Annotated in this window: 13 protein-coding genes; 10 read left to right on the top strand and 3 right to left on the bottom strand. The window is 41.0% G+C overall.

Going from position 1 to position 18,394, the window contains the following annotated elements:
- Window positions 1–28: 28 nt before the first annotated feature.
- Window positions 29–2,626: a YfhO family protein gene (locus tag I585_RS08475; protein ID WP_010742789.1), complete on the bottom strand. Its 2,598-nt coding sequence runs from the start codon at window positions 2,624–2,626 to the stop codon at window positions 29–31.
- A gap of 317 nt (window positions 2,627–2,943) precedes the next feature.
- Window positions 2,944–3,132: a 50S ribosomal protein L28 gene (gene rpmB, locus I585_RS08470; protein WP_010742790.1), complete on the bottom strand. Its 189-nt coding sequence runs from the start codon at window positions 3,130–3,132 to the stop codon at window positions 2,944–2,946.
- Between the two features lie 319 nt (window positions 3,133–3,451).
- Between rpmB and I585_RS08465 the strand changes: the two genes are divergently transcribed.
- From I585_RS08465 to I585_RS08440, 6 genes are all read left to right on the top strand, one after another.
- A complete protein-coding gene (locus tag I585_RS08465) occupies window positions 3,452–3,814 on the top strand; it encodes an Asp23/Gls24 family envelope stress response protein (protein WP_010742791.1) in 363 nt (120 codons plus the stop codon).
- A gap of 29 nt (window positions 3,815–3,843) precedes the next feature.
- Entirely contained in the window at window positions 3,844–5,526 is a 1,683-nt protein-coding gene (locus I585_RS08460) for a DAK2 domain-containing protein (RefSeq protein ID WP_010742792.1), read from the top strand.
- 178 nt (window positions 5,527–5,704) lie between these two features.
- Window positions 5,705–7,738 carry an ATP-dependent DNA helicase RecG gene (gene recG, locus I585_RS08455; RefSeq protein ID WP_010742793.1) on the top strand — a complete coding sequence of 678 codons (2,034 nt, stop codon included), beginning with the start codon at window positions 5,705–5,707 and terminating at the stop codon, window positions 7,736–7,738.
- A 41-nt stretch (window positions 7,739–7,779) separates the two neighbouring features.
- Window positions 7,780–8,781, top strand: coding sequence for a phosphate acyltransferase PlsX (gene plsX / locus I585_RS08450; RefSeq protein WP_010742794.1), 1,002 nt, complete (start codon window positions 7,780–7,782; stop codon window positions 8,779–8,781).
- A 116-nt stretch (window positions 8,782–8,897) separates the two neighbouring features.
- On the top strand, window positions 8,898–9,143 hold the full coding sequence (acpP, locus tag I585_RS08445; protein WP_034708719.1) for an acyl carrier protein: 246 nt from the start codon (window positions 8,898–8,900) through the stop codon (window positions 9,141–9,143).
- A gap of 170 nt (window positions 9,144–9,313) precedes the next feature.
- Window positions 9,314–10,771 (top strand): GH25 family lysozyme, encoded by a 1,458-nt coding sequence (locus tag I585_RS08440; RefSeq protein ID WP_010742796.1) that lies wholly within the window; start codon window positions 9,314–9,316, stop codon window positions 10,769–10,771.
- A gap of 37 nt (window positions 10,772–10,808) precedes the next feature.
- On the opposite strand, the gene I585_RS08435 is transcribed toward I585_RS08440, so the two are convergent.
- Entirely contained in the window at window positions 10,809–11,312 is a 504-nt protein-coding gene (locus I585_RS08435) for a cysteine hydrolase family protein (protein WP_010742797.1), read from the bottom strand.
- Between the two features lie 167 nt (window positions 11,313–11,479).
- Here I585_RS08435 and rnc point away from each other — a divergent pair, with 167 nt between their 5' ends.
- The 4 genes from rnc to ftsY are packed head-to-tail and all read left to right on the top strand — an operon-like array spanning window position 11,480 to window position 18,013.
- Entirely contained in the window at window positions 11,480–12,175 is a 696-nt protein-coding gene (rnc, locus tag I585_RS08430; RefSeq protein ID WP_010742798.1) for a ribonuclease III, read from the top strand.
- A 35-nt stretch (window positions 12,176–12,210) separates the two neighbouring features.
- A complete protein-coding gene (gene smc / locus I585_RS08425; RefSeq protein ID WP_010742799.1) occupies window positions 12,211–15,804 on the top strand; it encodes a chromosome segregation protein SMC in 3,594 nt (1,197 codons plus the stop codon).
- On the top strand, window positions 15,801–16,616 hold the full coding sequence (locus I585_RS08420; RefSeq protein WP_010742800.1) for a Cof-type HAD-IIB family hydrolase: 816 nt from the start codon (window positions 15,801–15,803) through the stop codon (window positions 16,614–16,616). The genes smc and I585_RS08420 overlap by 4 nt, the downstream gene beginning before the upstream one ends.
- 23 nt (window positions 16,617–16,639) lie before the next feature.
- Entirely contained in the window at window positions 16,640–18,013 is a 1,374-nt protein-coding gene (gene ftsY / locus I585_RS08415) for a signal recognition particle-docking protein FtsY (RefSeq protein ID WP_010742801.1), read from the top strand.
- Window positions 18,014–18,394 lie beyond the last annotated feature (381 nt).

The following is an 18,394-nucleotide window of genomic DNA, read 5'->3' as shown; positions in this document are numbered from 1 at the left end:
CAACATTAATTGTTGGGCTTCCTTTTAGTTAGGAATGACGATGTGTTTCTCTTGGTTTTAACGTTCGAAGATAAAGGATAAACAGTCCAATGGCAACAATGAAAGAAACTGCACCAGCGATGAAGCCTTTAGGCAAGTAGCTAAAGGTTACTTTGTGTTTTCCTTTTGGTACATGAATGCTGACAAACGCATTTTGAAACGCTTTTGTGTCTACTTTTTTACCATCTACTTTGGCAGTCCAGCCTTCGTCGTAGGGGATTGTCGTAATCAACGTCTGAGCTTCTTTAGCATTTACTGTTCCTTCAGCACTGCGGTTGCCCACCTTCATATCTACACCGTTGTCTTTGATCTTGTCGACAGCTAGTTGATAGGCTACCGTGTCTAAAGCTAAAACCTGCGGATTTTGGAAACTGATTGTCTTTGTGCCATAAAAGCTGGCCGTGAAAGTGACGGTCGTGGCTTTTTGATAGTAGCCCAAATCGTAATACTGTCCGCTGATACCAATCTGAGCTTGCCGTGTCTGGCCGTTTGCTGTGACGGTGGCAGTCGAACTTTCTAATTCAGCGAAGTCGTAAGGATAGAGACTTAAGTAAGCCTGCGTATTTGCCGGAACCTGTACGCGCCAAGAAACATCTTTTGCGACATTGCCTTGTTTTTCCGTGATCGTCGTAATATTGCCAGCGTTGGTGACGATGGCGTTTTTTGTATCTACTTGTGTCATCGGCAAGAACTGGAAGTATTGGAACTGTTCTTGTGATAAAGCATTGAATAACTGTGTTTGTGTACCCAAATTGTCATTTGGAGAGGCCTGCAATTTATCAATACTCCGAGGAGCAGTAAAGGCCAACGGCAATTCGTAATTATTTTCAAAAAGATTGTATTCGCCAACAGTACTCGTTTTCTTGAAGCCGTATTTGTTCAAGTTTTTCGCCTTGGCGATATTGTATTTAATCCCAGTGAAAGCATCGGCTAATAAGGTATTATTTTGGTAACGAATATTCAGACTGGTTCCTCTTGAACGAAAACCTAATTGATCCATGTAGCCAGAGGAATGGCGGTTCCGAATGGATGAAAACATGCTAACTCCGCTGTAGCCATAATTAAAGGCATCGTTGGAAGAGACAGGATCAAGATTTTCCATGCGATAAAAAGTTTTATTTTCATCCTTTGTTTCATCAACTAAAGCTTTAATTGAAGGATATGGCTGAGTATAAAGACTGCGTGACGCATAATTCCAATCTTTTAGGACACCTCGGACCATAAAATCACTGTTAATAAAAGCCTCGGTACACATTAATAGCAGTAATAGAACGCTGAGTACTTTCAAAGGGATCTTATTGAAATAATGCCCGGTAAGGACCAGCGCATAGACGGCTAAGAAGCCGATCGTGATATAGAGTGAAATATTTTTAAGGTAATTATAGTCTTTCCCTTTCATGCCCCAGAAAATCGCAAAGAGTGCAATTAGCAAGAGACAAACGGCGACCAGTTGTAAAATATTCTCATGATCTAATTTTTCCCAGCCCCAAGCAGCTAACGTGATTACTAAAAATGAGAGCAAATACGCATAGCGGAATAAAAACATGTTCGGAGCATGCATACCGTGCCAGAATAAATTCAGGGGTTGGATATAGAAGCTAGCGATTAAAATTGCAGCAATTGCGCCGTAGGCAATTTTATTTTTCCAAGGAATCTTTTTGCAGATAAAGAAAAATAAACATAAAGCCAGCGGTAAGAGACCAATATAAATAAAGGGAATCGACCCATATTTCGTCGTATCATAGGATCCAATCAAATTTTTGGCGATAAAATCCCACCAGCCAGTCGCTTCCGTTTTAAAAGTGGAAATTTGCGACAGCTCTTCACCATTTGCTCGCAAATCAAGAATTGATGGCAAGATCATGATCATGGAAGCAAAACCGGCCAACAATGAGGTGACACCATAAGGAACGATACTTTTTTTGTATAGTTTCCAATTTGTAATCAAGCGAGCGATGAAGTACAGTACCGAGAAGACACCGATCATGAAGCCCATATAAAAGCTGGTTAAAAACAACATTAAATAGGAAACAAAAAGTACAGTCGGCTTTTTCAGATCCATCACACGATTGATTCCTAGGATGATTAAAGGCAGATAGACAAAGGCGTCTAGCCACATAATGATCTCAGAATGTGCGATAGCAAAAGACATCAAAGCATAGGTGACACTTAAAGCCACTCGTGACCAATCAGGTAATTTAAAACTGCCCTTGGCATAAAACCAGAATGCTAATCCGGCTGCGCCGATTTTCAGCAACGTCAAAAAGTACAGAGCATCAGGCATCAGCTGATTCGGGAAGAAAATCACTAATGGCGTAAAAAAGCCGCCGAGATAATAGGAAACTAGTGAGAGGTAATTCAATCCCATGGAGGCATTCCAATTATAAAAAAGGCCTTGTTTGCCTAAAAGCATATTCCGAAAACTTGCGTGGAAATTTGAAAATTGTGAGAAGGCATCACTGGCTAAGACGCTGCGGCTAGATCCAGGATAAATACCGATCGTCAAATAGACGATCACCATGAGCGCAAGTGGCAGGAAAAAACTGGCCAATATATACCAACGATTTTCTTTAAGATAGTTTTTCATATAAAAATCACCAAACTTCTTTCAACAGACTATCCAAATTTTACCATAGAAGGAATGAAATATTGTGAATGAGCTGTGAAAGAGCCGTAACCTTTTGGAAATTTTTTTCAAAAATTTAATAAATAAAAGAAAGTACGACGCTTATTCTGTATAAGCGTCGTACTCATTTTTTCTATTCTGTTTAGAATGACTAAAAAATATGTATAGGCTGAAATTAAAGAACGAAAAGTGAACAATTTCCTCTAAAATTACGTGAATGATAAAGTAGATGGACAAAATAAAAAACCGTTCTTCAAGAACGGTTTGATTGGATAATATTAAACACGCTCAACTTTTCCAGATTTCAAAGCACGAGTTGAGACCCAAACTTTTTTAGGTTTTCCGTCCACTAATACGCGAACTTTTTGTAAATTAGGTTTTACAGTACGTTTAGTAGCGTTCAGAGCGTGAGAACGGTTATTTCCACTTCTTGTTTTACGACCAGTAAAATAGCAAACTTTTGCCATGTGTTGTTTCCTCCTTTTGCCTTGATTGGAGCGCTTCTTTGGCTCATACTAAAATAATTTAGCATAGAATGACAAGATTAGCAAGTGGATTTTTCTAGAAAGATTGACATTCAAAGGATTTGCAGGTAAATTATACTCTGTTAGCGTAAAAATTTTAACAAAAGTTTTGATGCAAGAAAGTTAGCAGTAGATTGCGGCAAGCAGGGAGCGCCCTATCAGCAAATCGCAATGGAACTTTCTTTTATTTGTCATAGGGCTATGATAAACTGTTATAGTAGAAAAAATGGGCGATTAGGCCTATTTAAGGAGGCTAACAACTATGGCTGTGAAAATCAATACACAGACTGGTATGATCGAAATTTCAAACGACGTCATCGCGACGGTTGTCGGCGGTGCAGTTACTGACGTGTTTGGTATCGTCGGTATGGCTAGTAAAAATCAAATCAAAGACAATATCACAGAAATTTTAAGAAAAGAAAATTATTCACGCGGCGTCGTTGTACGTCAAGAAGAGAACGGTATCGCGGTCGACGTCTATACGATCGTCAGCTACGGCACGAAGATCTCAGAAGTATCGCGCAATGTCCAAGAAAAAGTGAAATATAATTTGGAAACGATGCTTGGGGTTACAGCAAACTCAGTGAATGTCTATGTTCAAGGTGTACGTGTTCTGCCTGACTAAGGGCAGTGTTCTTAAGGAGGACTAAGTAAGTGAAGGTAACAGAAATCAGCGCGAGTCAATTCCAAGAAATGGTAGAGGCTGGCGCTAAACGTCTGCAAGTCAATGCAGAATATGTCAATTCATTAAACGTTTTTCCCGTGCCTGATGGCGATACTGGGACCAATATGAATTTATCAATGACCAGTGGCGCAACTGCCGTGGTCAATTCTACTTCAGAAAAAGTCGGCGAATTGGCTAACGTGTTAGCAAAAGGCCTATTGATGGGAGCACGCGGAAATTCTGGCGTTATCTTGTCCCAACTATTCCGTGGTTTTTCTAAAGCAATCTTAGAGGTTGATACCTTAAATGCGGAGGATCTAGCCAAGGCATTGGTTCATGGAGTGGAAACAGCTTATAAAGCAGTGATGAAACCTGTTGAAGGAACGATTTTAACAGTGGCTCGCGAATCAGCAAAAGCTGGTGAACGTAAGGCTAAACAAACGGATGATGTGATCGAAGTGATGACAGCCGTTGTTAAGTATGGAAAAAAGGCATTAGATAAAACACCGGATATGCTGCCAGTCTTGAAAGAAGTTGGCGTAGTCGATAGTGGAGGCCAAGGTCTATTGTTCATTTACGAAGGATTTTTGAATGCTTTAAATGGTGAATTTCAAGCAGACGATACGTATGAACCAAGTCCAGCCGAAATGGACGAAATGGTCAATGCCGAACATCATCGCAGTATCCAAGGCCAATTAGCAACAGCGGATATCAAATTCGGTTATTGTACCGAAATTATGGTTCGCTTAGGTGAAGGCCCAACCGTGGACAGTAAATTTGATTACGATTCATTCAGAAACTATTTAGATGGTATCGGAGATTCGTTACTTGTTGTTAATGATGATGAAATCGTCAAAGTCCATGTCCATACAGAGCATCCAGGTGAAGTGATGAATTATGGTCAAAAATTCGGTGCCTTGATCAAAATCAAAGTCGATAATATGCGCTTGCAGCATGAAACGATTTTGGAACATGATGAAGAAGTAGCTGAGTTTCAAGCGAAACCTGTAGAACATCAGCCTTATGCAGTGATTGCAATTGCAGCTGGCGAAGGTGTTCAAGAATTATTCAAAAGTTTAGGCGTGGCTTACGTAATCAGCGGCGGCCAAACGATGAACCCAAGTACAGAAGATATTCTAAAAGCAATTAAAGAGGTCAATGCTGATCAAGTAATTGTTTTGCCGAATAATAAAAACATCTTTATGGCAGCCGATCAAGCAGCAGAAGTCGCAGATATTCCTGTAGCCGTTGTTCCAAGCAAAACTGTCTCTCAAGGAATGACAGCGATGCTGGCTTTCAATGGCGATCAAAGTCTAGAGGATAATAAGGCGGCAATGACTGAGATGCTTGAATCTGTAGTCAGCGGTCAAATCACCAATGCGATTCGTGATACGACGATCGACGGTGTGGAAATCCATGAAGGTGATTACTTAGGTATGATCGATGGAAAGATCGCTCTTTCCGAAGCCGATAGATACGAAGCAACTTTAGATACCTTGAACAAAATGATCAGCGATGAAATCGAAATTATCACGATTATTGTCGGTGAAGAAGGTACTAAGGCCGAAGCAGAAAAATTAAGTGAAGCAATTGAAGCAAGTCATCCAGACCTAGAAGTTGAGATCCACGAAGGAAAACAACCGGTCTATCCATACTTGCTTTCAGCAGAATAACAAGTAAAACAGTCGGAGGGAGTGGGCCAAGAGTATCTGGCACACTCCTTTTTGTGAATGGTCATCTAATTAGATATGAAGTAAAAAACGATCTGTATACGAAAATTCGTACTTTATTTTTGACGTAGGGTCATTCCTAGTTTGGTCAATAAAATAATTATAGAAGGGAGGATATCTTATGAGGATTCTAGAATCCGTATCGGTTTTACCTGGTGTAGGACCAAAGCGAGCACAAACGTTAGCCGAATTAGGGATTGTAACGATTGAGGATTTATTGAGCTACTATCCTTTTCGATATGAGGATATTCAAGAAAAAAATCTATTAGAGATCAATGATCAAGAGAAGGTTACACTAAAGGGTGTGATCGTTTCGGCACCCGTAGTTAGTCGTTTCGGATATAAAAAAAGCCGGCTGCAGTTTCGGATGATGCAAGATCATGCAGTCTTCATGGTCTCCTTTTTCAATCAGCCATATCTAAAGGATAAAGTCGAAGTTGGCGAAGAGTTGGCAGTCTATGGGAAGTGGGATGCCAAGCGTAAGTCTTTGACGGGAATGAAAATTTTAGGCGGCAAACAAACGGAAGAATATGCACCGATCTACCATGTGAGCAAGTCAATCCGTCAAAGTACGTTAGTGGACTTGATCAAGGTCGCGTTTGAAAAGTTCGGTGATCAGGTAACCGAGAACTTGCCGGATTATCTGCTGGAAAAATATCGGCTAATGCCGCGAAAGCAAGCCATGCGGGCGATGCATTTTCCAAAAAATCCGACAGAGAGCCATCAAGCTAAACGGCGAGTGGTCTTTGAAGAATTTTTCTTATTCCAAATGCGGATGCAGGGATTGAAGAAGAGCGAACGCAGCGAGAAAAATGGGATCGCGATTCGTTACGATGTGGAACGATTGAAACGATTTACACAGGAGCTGCCCTTTGAACTAACTGATGCACAGAAGAGAGTAACCAACGAAATTTGCTATGATCTGCGCAGCAAGAAGCATATGCAGCGTCTGCTGCAAGGAGATGTTGGGAGCGGTAAGACAGTCGTAGCAGCAATTGCTTTATATGCAACTATGACAGCGGGCTTCCAAGGGGCGTTGATGGTACCGACAGAAATCTTGGCACAGCAGCATTTAGAAAGTTTAAATCAATTGTTTGATCCGTTGGAAATGACAACTGCGTTACTGACGGGTTCTACTAAAACCAAAGAACGGCGAGCGATTTTAGCGGGTCTTCAAAATGGTGAAATTGATGTGGTGATCGGAACGCATGCGTTGATTCAAGATGACGTACAGTTCATTAACCTTGGCTTAGTCATTACGGATGAACAGCATCGGTTTGGTGTGAACCAGCGAAGAGTTTTGCGTGAAAAAGGGCTGCACCCTGATGTCTTGTTTATGACGGCAACCCCGATTCCACGAACGTTAGCGATTACGGCATATGGCGAGATGGATGTTTCTGTTATTGATGAAATGCCAGCAGGACGTATCCCAGTCAAAACCAGTTGGATCAAACCAAAGCAACTGGAACACACGTTAGATTGGGCAAAGCAAGAATTGCAGGCTGGTCATCAGCTTTATGTGATTTGTCCGCTGATTGAAGAGTCCGAAGCATTGGATGTAAAAAATGCAACAGAAATTTATGAGCATTTAAAGGAATATTACGCACCAGCTTATCAGGTCAGTCTTTTGCATGGAAAAATGAAGAATACCGAAAAAGATGCGATTATGGAAGAATTCAAGAATAATCAAAGTCAGGTTTTGGTTTCCACTACGGTTATTGAAGTCGGCGTCAATGTGCCGAATGCCACAGTCATGTTTATTATGGATGCAGATCGTTTTGGATTGGCTCAGCTCCACCAACTGCGCGGCCGAGTTGGTCGTGGTTCTGATGCTTCTTACTGTATTTTGGTTGCTAGTCCCAAAAATGAAATGGGTAAAGAGCGCATGAAAATCATGACCGAGACAACTAATGGTTTTGTTTTGAGTGAAAAAGATTTAGAATTACGAGGACCTGGTGAAGTTTTTGGTTTTCGGCAATCCGGTTTGCCGCAGTTTTTGATTGCTGATCTGGTGAACGATGCAAATGTATTAGAAGTGGCTCGCGACGAAGCCAATCAGATTTGGCAGATAGATAATTGGCGTGAACAGCAGTCCTTTGAACCGTTGGCAGAGACATTAGAACCGACAGAAACTGGGGAAACATATTTCGATTAGGTATGCTATACTGTAGAAAAATTAAGGGAGAGAAGCTTTTCATGAAAATTGCTGTAGATGCAATGGGTGGCGATTTCGCACCAAAAGCCATCGTTGAAGGCGTGATGTTAGCGCAAAAAAATCATCCAGATATCGAGTTTCAATTATACGGAAAAGAAGACGCCATTCGTCAATATATTACAAATGAAAAAAATATTACGATTATTCACACAGATGAAAAAATCAATAGTGATGACGAACCTGTTAAGGCGATCCGTCGTAAAAAAGATGCTTCAATGGTCCTAGCTGCCCAAGCTGTTAAAGAAGGTAGAGCAGATGCGATTTTTTCTGCTGGGAATACTGGAGCGTTATTGGCGGCAGGCTTGTTTGTGGTGGGACGGATCAAAGGAATTGAACGTCCGGGGTTAATGTCAACGTTGCCCGTTTTAAATAGCGATATGGGTTTTGACATGCTAGATTTAGGTGCTAATGCTGAAAATAAAGCAGAACACATTCATCAGTATGCGATTTTGGGTTCTTTCTATGCGAAACATGTTCGAGGGATCAAGTCTCCTCGTGTTGGACTACTGAACAACGGTACGGAAGAAACAAAAGGCAGTGAGTTGACGAAAGAAGCATTCAAATTGCTACAAGCTGAAGAAAGCATCAACTTTATCGGCAATGTAGAGGCACGGGAGCTGTTGAATGGTGTAGCTGATGTTGTCGTGACGGATGGGTTCACCGGAAATGCTGTGTTGAAAACGATCGAAGGGACAGCTATGGGCTTAATGAGTCTATTGAAAGGCAGTATCAATGATGCAGGACTTAAAGGGAAATTAGGTGCGGCAATGTTGAAGGATACTTTGTATGGCCTAAAAGACAAGCTAGATTATTCGGCTCACGGTGGTGCTGTATTATTTGGTCTAAAAGCACCAGTCATTAAAACGCATGGATCAACCGGTCCGGAAGCTGTAGCGAATACCATTGATCAAATCTACCTGATGCTAGAGACGAATGTAGTAGGTCAATTGGTCCAGTTTTTCGAAACACCTAAAGACAAATAAGCACCAGATAAATTCCCGAAAAAGGTAGACAAAGCAGATAAACATCAGTAAAATGAACTGTGACCTTCTGGTAAAACATAGACGAATATTAGTTGATCAGGCGGAGGTGAATGTTGTTGACTCGTGAAGAAGTATTTAGCAAAGTTGCTGAAATAATTTCAAATCACTTTGAAATTGATAAGGACAAAGTAACTCTTGAATTGAGTATCAAAGACGACTTAAATGCAGACTCAATCAGTATTATGGAATTTGTTTTAGAATTGGAAGATGAATTCGGAACAGAAATCTCTGATGAAGATGCTGAAAAAATTGAAACAGTTGGAGCTGCAGTTGATTACATTATGGAAAACAACCAAGCTTAACAACAAGGTGCGCTGACAATAGTCAGTGCATTTTTTTTATCATCTACGGACGAATTTTTCACAATCCTCACGTTTTCTCACAAAAAAAGCTTAAAAATGAACGAAAGTTGCCAGCTCGAAAACACGGGCGTATAGTAAACGCAACTTGAAATGTTTGGAGTAATCATACGATGATTAAGAATAAATTATATTTAAGCAGTCTTTTATTGATGGGTTTGCTTGTTTCTGGAAATGTATCTGCTGAAGAACGCACACCAGAAGCTGGAAATACCATGCAAAATGAGCAGCAAGTTGAAAAACAAGCCCAATCAGATGGGTTAGAACAAACCGCAGTACAACAAAAAGATAATCAAGCACAAGCTGAGATTCAAGATAAGGTTGAACAAGCTAAAGCGGCCGCCAAAGAAAAAAATGCACAAATTGATTCGGCATTAATGGGTGGTGAGAATGAGTCAGGAAGTTATTATCTGCCTGATGGGACAGAACATTCTGATTTAAATAAAACCGATAGCTCGAACGAAACCAATCTTTTTGATTTAGAACTGTATTCTTTACCCACTGTTTCCGCAGCAAATGCCAATCTACCAACAAAGAGTTTTGTCGATATCGCATCTTACAATGGAAACGTGAGCGTTGCTGATTTTCAAAAGATGAAATCTTACGGAGTAAAAGGTGTGGTTGTGAAATTGACAGAAGGTACGTCTTATCAAAATCCTTACGCACCTACCCAGATTGCAAATGCTAAAGCAGCAGGATTAAAAGTTTCAGCATATCATTATAGCTGGTTCACTTCAGATGAGAGCGCACGCGCGGAAGCAAATTATTTCGCGGCATACGCAAATCGGATTGGATTAGCAAAATCAACGGTAATGGTGAATGATATCGAGGCGCCTGGTATCGTCAATCAAGGAAATCATACAAATGATTCTGCTTCATTTGCAGATCAGCTACATCGGTTAGGGTATGGAAATGTGCGACATTATGCTAGTTATGGCTGGCTCAGCAATGGTTTGCTGAATGGAAACACGTTAGGAAATAAAAATATTTGGGTAGCGGCGTATCCCTATAATTTATCTGCTGATAATTACTATACGGCCTATGGAGCTTGGCAATGGTCTTCACTAGTGACCTTTCCAAGTGTTAACGGCACATTTGATGTTTCCGCTGACTATACTGGGATTTTTCAGGCTGATACGTCAGAAGGCTCAAATCCAGGTACGAGTCCTGTTGGAACAGACGCGATGTATCGATTGTATAATCCTAATAGCGGAGAACATTTTTATACACGTGACAACAACGAAAAAAATAATCTGACCCAAGCTGGCTGGCGTTATGAAGGCGTTGCTTGGAATGCACCGCAAAATGGAAATCCGGTCTATCGTATGTACAATCCGAATGCTGGTGATCATCACTATACCTTAAATACCTCAGAACGAGATAGTTTAAAAAAGGCCGGTTGGCGTTATGAGGGAATTTCTTGGTATTCTGGAGGCGGACAGCTTTTATACCGACTCTACAATCCAAATGCAAGAACAGGCACGCACCATTACACGCTGAATACCAATGAACGAGATAATTTAACCCAAGTTGGTTGGCGTTATGAAGGTGTCGCGTGGTACGGAAAATAAAGAATAAAAAAGCTTCGTCCTCTGAGACGAAGTTTTTTTATTGAATCAAATGCAAAAAGCGCTTGTCCCAAATATTCTCATAAAAGACAATCGTGTCAGCTGCTGAAAGAAACCGATTAGCGTAAGTCGTTGAGGCGTTCTTCAGCATGGTCAACTGATACCCTAAACCATGAGCAAATTTTACGGTCGTATCAATACAGTATTGGGTTTGTGCTCCGCAGATTTCCAGCTTATTTATTTGCTGTTGCTGCAATACCTTTTGCAGGTCAGTGTGATAGAAGGAATTAGCATGAGTCTTTTGAATAACAATATCACTGTCTTTGCGAGCAAGTTCATCTACGATTTCCCAAGCTGCTGAATTCGGAATTAAGTCTTCGTCGCAGTGCTGAATGAAAAGAATCGGCTTATCTTGGTCGCGATAAAGCTTTATACGCTGATTGACGAGTGTGATCAAGTCATTGAAATGATCAATTGTTTGTTCACCGAAACAAACCCCTTTTTGCAAATCAATAATCACTAATGCGTCAGAAATTTTTTCCATCGTAATTCCTCCGGTCGTTTTTTCTACTTTAGCATTTTTTTGACGAGGAGAAGAAAAAATTCGATCATTTTTTGAAAATTTCCTACGATCACGACTTCTGATTTAAAAATTGGGGAAAAAACAGTATAATGAAGCGTGATGGAAATCTCAAAAAAAGGAATGAGCCCATGGATACACAGTTGATCAATGAATTGAAAGAAAACTACGGCATCGTCTTTCACGATGTTAACCTATTAGAACAGGCGTTTACCCACTCATCATATGTGAATGAACACCGTAACATGAATATTTCAGATAATGAACGGTTAGAATTTTTAGGGGATGCTGTCTTAGAAATTCAGGTATCGGACTATTTGTATCACCATTATCCAAATTTGCCGGAAGGACGTTTGACACGTCTACGTTCGGCGATCGTACGTGAAGAAAGTTTATCGAAATTTGCGAAAGAGTGTCATTTCGATCTGTATATTATGTTAGGCAAAGGGGAAGAAAATTCTGGTGGACGGGATCGTGCAGCGCTCCTATGTGACCTGTTTGAGGCTTTTCTGGGTGCTTTGTATTTGGATCAAGGCTATGATGTAGCATTAAACTTCATTCAGACTGTGATTTTTCCAAAAATTGAAGCTGGAGTTTTTACTCGGGAGATGGACCACAAGACACGCTTACAAGAAGTGTTGCAAAAGAGCGGCGATGTCACGATTGATTACCGATTGGTTAATGAAGAAGGTCCTGCACACGAACGAATCTTTACGATTGATGTATATGCTGATGATCAAATGATTGGATCAGGACAAGGCAAATCGAAGAAATTGGCTGAACAAGATGCGGCGGAAAAAGCTTTACGCAAAATTGTCGCAAACTAGTCTACATTTCCTAGTGAAATTTTAGGAGGAACATTTTGTATTTAAAACGAATTGAGATTGCTGGCTTTAAATCATTTGCTGATCGAACAAAGATCGAATTTGAGCAAGGCGTAACAGCGGTAATAGGGCCAAACGGCAGTGGGAAAAGTAATATTACTGAAGCGATTCGCTGGGTCCTAGGAGAGCAGTCCGCGAAAAGTTTGCGGGGAGGCAAAATGCCGGACATTATATTTGCCGGCTCGGAGTCTCGAAAACAATTGAATATCGCAGAAGTGACGGTCGTGTTGGACAATACGGATCATTACTTGCCCTTAGCCTTTAGTGAAGTCAGTGTGACGAGACGATATCGTCGAACCGGTGAAAGTGACTTCTTCATTAATAAACAGGCTTGCCGTTTAAGGGATATCCAAGATTTATTTATGGATTCCGGCTTAGGAAAAGAATCTTTCTCAATCATATCACAGGGGAAAGTTGAGGCAATTTTCGCTAGTAAACCAGAAGATCGCCGCGGGATCTTTGAAGAGGCTGCCGGGGTTTTGAAATATAAGCAGCGGAAACGCAAAGCGGAACAGAAACTTTTTGAGACAGAAGATAATCTAAGCCGAGTTCAAGATATCATTTATGAATTAGAAGATCAGCTGACTCCTTTAGCTGCTCAAAGTGAAGCAGCCAAGGAGTTTTTGGCGCTCAAAAAGGAATTGACTGCGACGGATGTCAGCTTGACGGTAGCCAGAATCAAGCATACTCGCGAATCTTGGCAATCTGCTAAAGTTGATTTTGAAGAGTTATCTCAAACGGTCGATGAAAAGGGCCGATTTATCCAGCAAACGGAGTTGCAGCTGGGAGACCTGCGGCAAAAACGCGGTTCATTGGATGAACAGTTAGAAACAGGTCAACAGCAATTATTGCATTTAGCGGAGGCTTTGAAACAAGCCGAAGGACAGAAAGAATTATTAAGCGAACGGTCAAAAAATACTCAAAGGAGCAGTGCTGAGTATCAAGAATCTTTGACTGAGCAACGTAAGAAATTGGCTGAAGCACAAGAAAGCGTGCGCGAGGTCCAAGCGCAACAAACTGCCAAACAGGCGGAAAAGGTCGATTTGGAAGCCAAAATCCAACATTTAATGAGTGAAGCCGAAAAATATAAGAAATCACCGAAAGAATTGTTGGAAGATCTGCGTGGTACATATGTTGAGTTGATGCAAGAGTCAGCCAATGTCAGTAATGAACTAAAATATTTGGAACGCCAATATACGCAAGAAACGGCAAAAAATCAACAGAGCCTTACGCGGTTTGAAGCTTTACATGAACAGTTAAAGGAACTGACAGATCAACAGACCAACGCTCAATCCAAGACCCAGACACTTGAAAGTCAATTAACGGAAGAGCAAGAAAGCTACCGTCAATTGGTTGAAAATAAGAACGCTGCACAGCGGCAGTTGCAAAAAGAGCAGCAATTGATGTATGACTTAATGAGCCAAGTGCAGCAAGCACGTGCCAGACAAAAAAGTTTGCAAGATATTCAAGAAAACTATAGCGGATTTTATCAAGGTGTCCGCAGTGTTTTGCAACATAAAGAGCAATTAAACGGGATCATCGGTGCGGTAGCAGAATTGATTGACGTTCCACAGGAATATGCTCTAGCAATTGAGACTGCGCTCGGAGCGTCGGCTCAACATATCATTGTAGAAAATGAAAAAGATGCCCGTGAAGGAATCACCTTTTTGAAAAAGCAGCGCAGTGGAAGAGGAACTTTTTTACCATTAACGACGATTAAGCCGCGCAGCTTAGGAGCTCATCAATATCAAGCAATCAAAGATGAAAGCGGCTTTTTAGGGATTGCAAGTGACCTGGTGACTTTCTCAGAGAATGTTGCGCCAGTCATGCAAAACCTACTAGGTGCAATCGTAATCGCGCAGGATCTAAACAGTGCGAATCAGCTTGCTCGGCAATTGCGTTATCAAGTACGAGTTGTTTCTTTAGCTGGAGATGTGATGAATGCCGGCGGTTCTATGACCGGCGGTGCTACGAAACAAGGTAATCGCGGGAATCTATTTAATCAAGGACATGAACTGGCTGAATGGACGAAACGCTACGAAGAAATCAATCAGGCACTGCAAGCAAAAGAAAAGTTTGTCCATGACTTGCAAACGAAAGTTGCCGATCAAACTGAGGCCTTGGAAACATTGAGAACTCAAGGTGAACAAACTCGTTTGGCTTATCAAGAAGCACAGAGTAGTGAGGAACGCGTCAACAGTGAGTTGACTCGCTTACAAAAAGAGCAAACGTTATTTTCTTATGAGGCTAAAGAGCTGGACAGCTTTTTAAAGGAGTATCAAGAGCAAAAGGAAACATTAGAATTCCAGCAGGTTGAGTTGAAGACACAACAGGACAACATTAATCGTGAAATTCAACAACTGAATGAAGAAAGTGACCAGTTGGAAGTCAAACGGGCTAATATTAATGCTGAATTGAGCCGCTTGCAGGCGGATTATGCAGTGATAGACGAACGATTATTGTATTTGGATCGGCAGGTATTGAGTCTAGAAAATCAAATCAATGAATTACACAGTCACATCACAAGTTTAGAAAATCAATTGCTGGCGCTTTCCAGCGATTCATCGGTTCACGAAGAATCCGAGGAAAGTTTGAATCAGCGTTTGACGGAATTATCCATCGCTCGAGAACACCTGCAAGAACAGTTGACCGAATGGAAAGAAACACGTCAAAGTCTGCAGCAAAAAGTGGATCATGCAGATGGCGCTTTGACGGAAGCCAATCGCGAACAAAAGCAATTGTTGGCACGTCAATCACAAGCGGATGTTCAAAAAAATCGTTATGAGCTGAAATTAGACAACGCATTGGCTTACTTGCAAGAGGAGTACAGCCTGACCTTTGAAGGTGCAGAGGCTCAAGCAGATCCAGAGATTGATCAGCAAGCGGCTCAAACAGAAGTCGGCCGGTTGAAGAACGCAATTGAAAAATTAGGTCCAGTTAATTTGAACGCCATTGAACAATATCAACAAGTCGAGGAACGCTATGATTTTCTAACAACACAACGGGATGATTTATTATCGGCTAAAGAACAATTGTTTGAAACAATGGGTGAAATGGACGATGAAGTCAAAACACGTTTTTATACGACTTTCCAAGCGATTCGTGAAAAGTTCAATGTTGTTTTTCCAAATATGTTTGGCGGCGGTCGTGCAGAATTGGTTTTGACGGACCCTGATGATTTGTTAAATACGGGTATCGAGATTGAGGCACAGCCGCCAGGTAAAAAATTACAAAGCTTGTCGCTGCTTTCAGGTGGGGAACGAGCACTGACGGCCATCGCACTGTTATTTTCGATTATTCAAGTACGACCTGTACCGTTCTGTGTTTTAGATGAAGTTGAAGCTGCACTAGATGAAGCCAATGTTGCACGTTTTGGACGTTATTTGAGTGCTTTCCAAAACGACACGCAATTTATTGTGGTCACTCACCGTAAAGGCACGATGGAAGCTGCAGATATCCTTTATGGTGTAACGATGCAAGAATCCGGTGTTTCGAAAATTATTTCAGTCCGCCTGGAAGAAGTGAAAGAGGACGGAAAATTTCAAGTGAGGAAAGGGGAATTCCTGAAATGATAAAACTAATTGCAATTGATTTAGATGGAACATTACTAACAGATGCAAAGACGATTTCTGATACAAATAAAACAATATTAGCAAAAGCCAAAGCTCGAGGCGTGAAGATAGTCATCTGTACGGGACGCCCTCTGATCGCGATCAAAGATTATTTAGCAGAACTGAATTTACTTGATGCAGATGATTACTCAATCACTTTCAACGGCGGGCTGATTCAAACGAATACAGGTGAGATCCTAGGTAAGACAGCGATGGAGCTTGCAGATGTCAAACATATTCATGAGCTGTTAAAAGAAATTGATTTGCCGATGGACGTTTTATCTGATGCGCTATGTTTTCAATTTGAAACAGCAGCGGGTCATCCTTCAATCTATTCCACGTTGAACAAGGCATTGACCTATGTTCCCAAAACGATAGATTCTTTGAAAGAAGATACGCTGTACAATAAAGTGGTCGCGGCAGTGAATGCAGATTATTTAGATCAAAAGATTCCTTTGATCCCATCTGAAGAATATGATAAGTTTGAAATTTTTAAAACACGGCCCAATTTATTAGAATTTATGCCAAAAGGTGTGACAAAAGCATTTGGTCTTTCAGTTTTAGGTGAACACCTAGGAATCGAAGCACATGAAATGATGGCGTTGGGAGATGAAGCCAACGATTTATCAATGATTAATTATGCAGGTATGGGTGTAGCGATGGAAAATGCTACGGATGGGATCAAATCTGCCGCTAATTTTGTGACTAGAACGAACCAAGCAGATGGTGTTGCGCATGCCATCCAAAAATTCGTGTTTGATGAATTAAACTAATTGAATTTAAGGGGGGATTTTAAATGGGATTATTTGACCGCATAAAAAAGGCTTTTACTGGGGAACAAGCTGAAGAACCTGAAAAGCAAGAGACTGTTGTTGAAGAGGAAGAATCTTCTGATATCATAGATCCTACGGAAGCTGATAAAACAACAGATAGTGAAGATTCAGCGACTGAAACAGCTGAGAAGAGCGAAGAGACGATTGAAGAGTCGTTTGAACAAACTGCTGAGACAATGGATATTCCGCCACAAGAAGTCTTTACCTCTGAACCTGAAAGCCCTGAATCAAAAACCAGTGAAGAGCTAAATGACTTGACTGAAACTAGTGAAGAAATACCGGATGACCAAGAGCAAGTTATTGAAGAACCGGTAATAACAGAAGTGGAAGAGATTTCGGAAATTAAGCCGGAGTCAGAAAGCACTGAACCAGCAGAAACCGCCCAAACGAAAGCAGAGACGGTTCAAGAGAAATACGATAAAGGGTTAGAAAAAACGCGCAAATCTTTTGGCGATCGAATGAACGAATTGTTTGCACGTTTTCGCCGTGTTGATGAAGACTTTTTTGAAGAATTAGAGGAAACTCTGATTGGCGCGGATGTTGGCTTTGATACGGCGATTAAGTTAACAGATTCTCTCCGGCAAGAAGTCAAGTTGAAAAATGCCAAGAAACCTTCTCAGATTCAAAATGTCATTATTGAAAAACTAGTAGACATTTATGAAGCAGAAGGTGTCGATGAAAATAATAAGATCAACCTGCAAGATGACGGATTGAGCGTGATTTTGTTTGTTGGTGTGAATGGGACAGGTAAAACCACCAGCATCGGAAAATTGGCGAATCAATATAGAAATGAAGGCAAGAAGGTTTTATTAGCCGCCGCCGATACTTTCCGTGCCGGTGCGATCGATCAGCTAGCTGTCTGGGGGAAACGCTCTGGCGTGGAGGTGGTCCGCGGAAATGCTGGGGGAGATCCAGCGGCGGTAGTCTTTGATGCGGTGGATAAAGCGAAAAAAGAGAACTATGACATTTTGTTGATTGATACAGCAGGACGTTTGCAAAACAAAGTTAACTTAATGAATGAGTTGGAGAAAATCAAACGGGTAATTCAGCGGGAATTTCCAACGGCACCTCATGAAGTTCTGCTAGTCGTTGATGCAACGACAGGGCAAAATGCTTTAGTACAGGCGCGTCAATTTAAGGAAACGACTGACGTAACTGGGTTGGTTTTGACTAAATTGGATGGTACGGCCAAAGGCGGTATCGTTTTAGCGATTCGGAATGAACTGCATCTTCCGGTGAAATTAGTCGGATTGGGTGAAGGAATAAACGACTTAGAAGCATTTGAAGCGAATGATTTTGCGGTTGGTCTATTTAAAGGATTATTGAAGGAAGAATAAAATAGAACTGTTGAGATTTTCTCAACAGTTCTTTTGCATATCTTGAAAAAAGGGCGGCACATGCAAACTAACATTATTTTGCCGCGTGTTGAGATCCATTATGCGATGGACCTCGTCGCAATGAAATTGGTGTTGACGATGTGGACGTAACATCACGACTTCTTTAGAATCTGTTTTTTGACATAAATGATCGGTATCATTTATCATCGATTGATTTTCTTTGTGCATATACGAGGCCTCCATTCTTATAAAACAGGTATCTGACAACCGCCTTTGATTAATTGTATTGTTATTATTATTTAATCATATTTTCATCTTGAATACTATCTCTTTTTTCAAGCATTTCCGTTCTGTTTCTGGATATTCTTCTATATAATGTAG

This window comes from Enterococcus malodoratus ATCC 43197 (assembly GCF_000407185.1).
GTDB lineage: Bacteria > Bacillota > Bacilli > Lactobacillales > Enterococcaceae > Enterococcus_A > Enterococcus_A malodoratus.
This window is presented reverse-complemented; position numbering and strand designations above follow the sequence as displayed.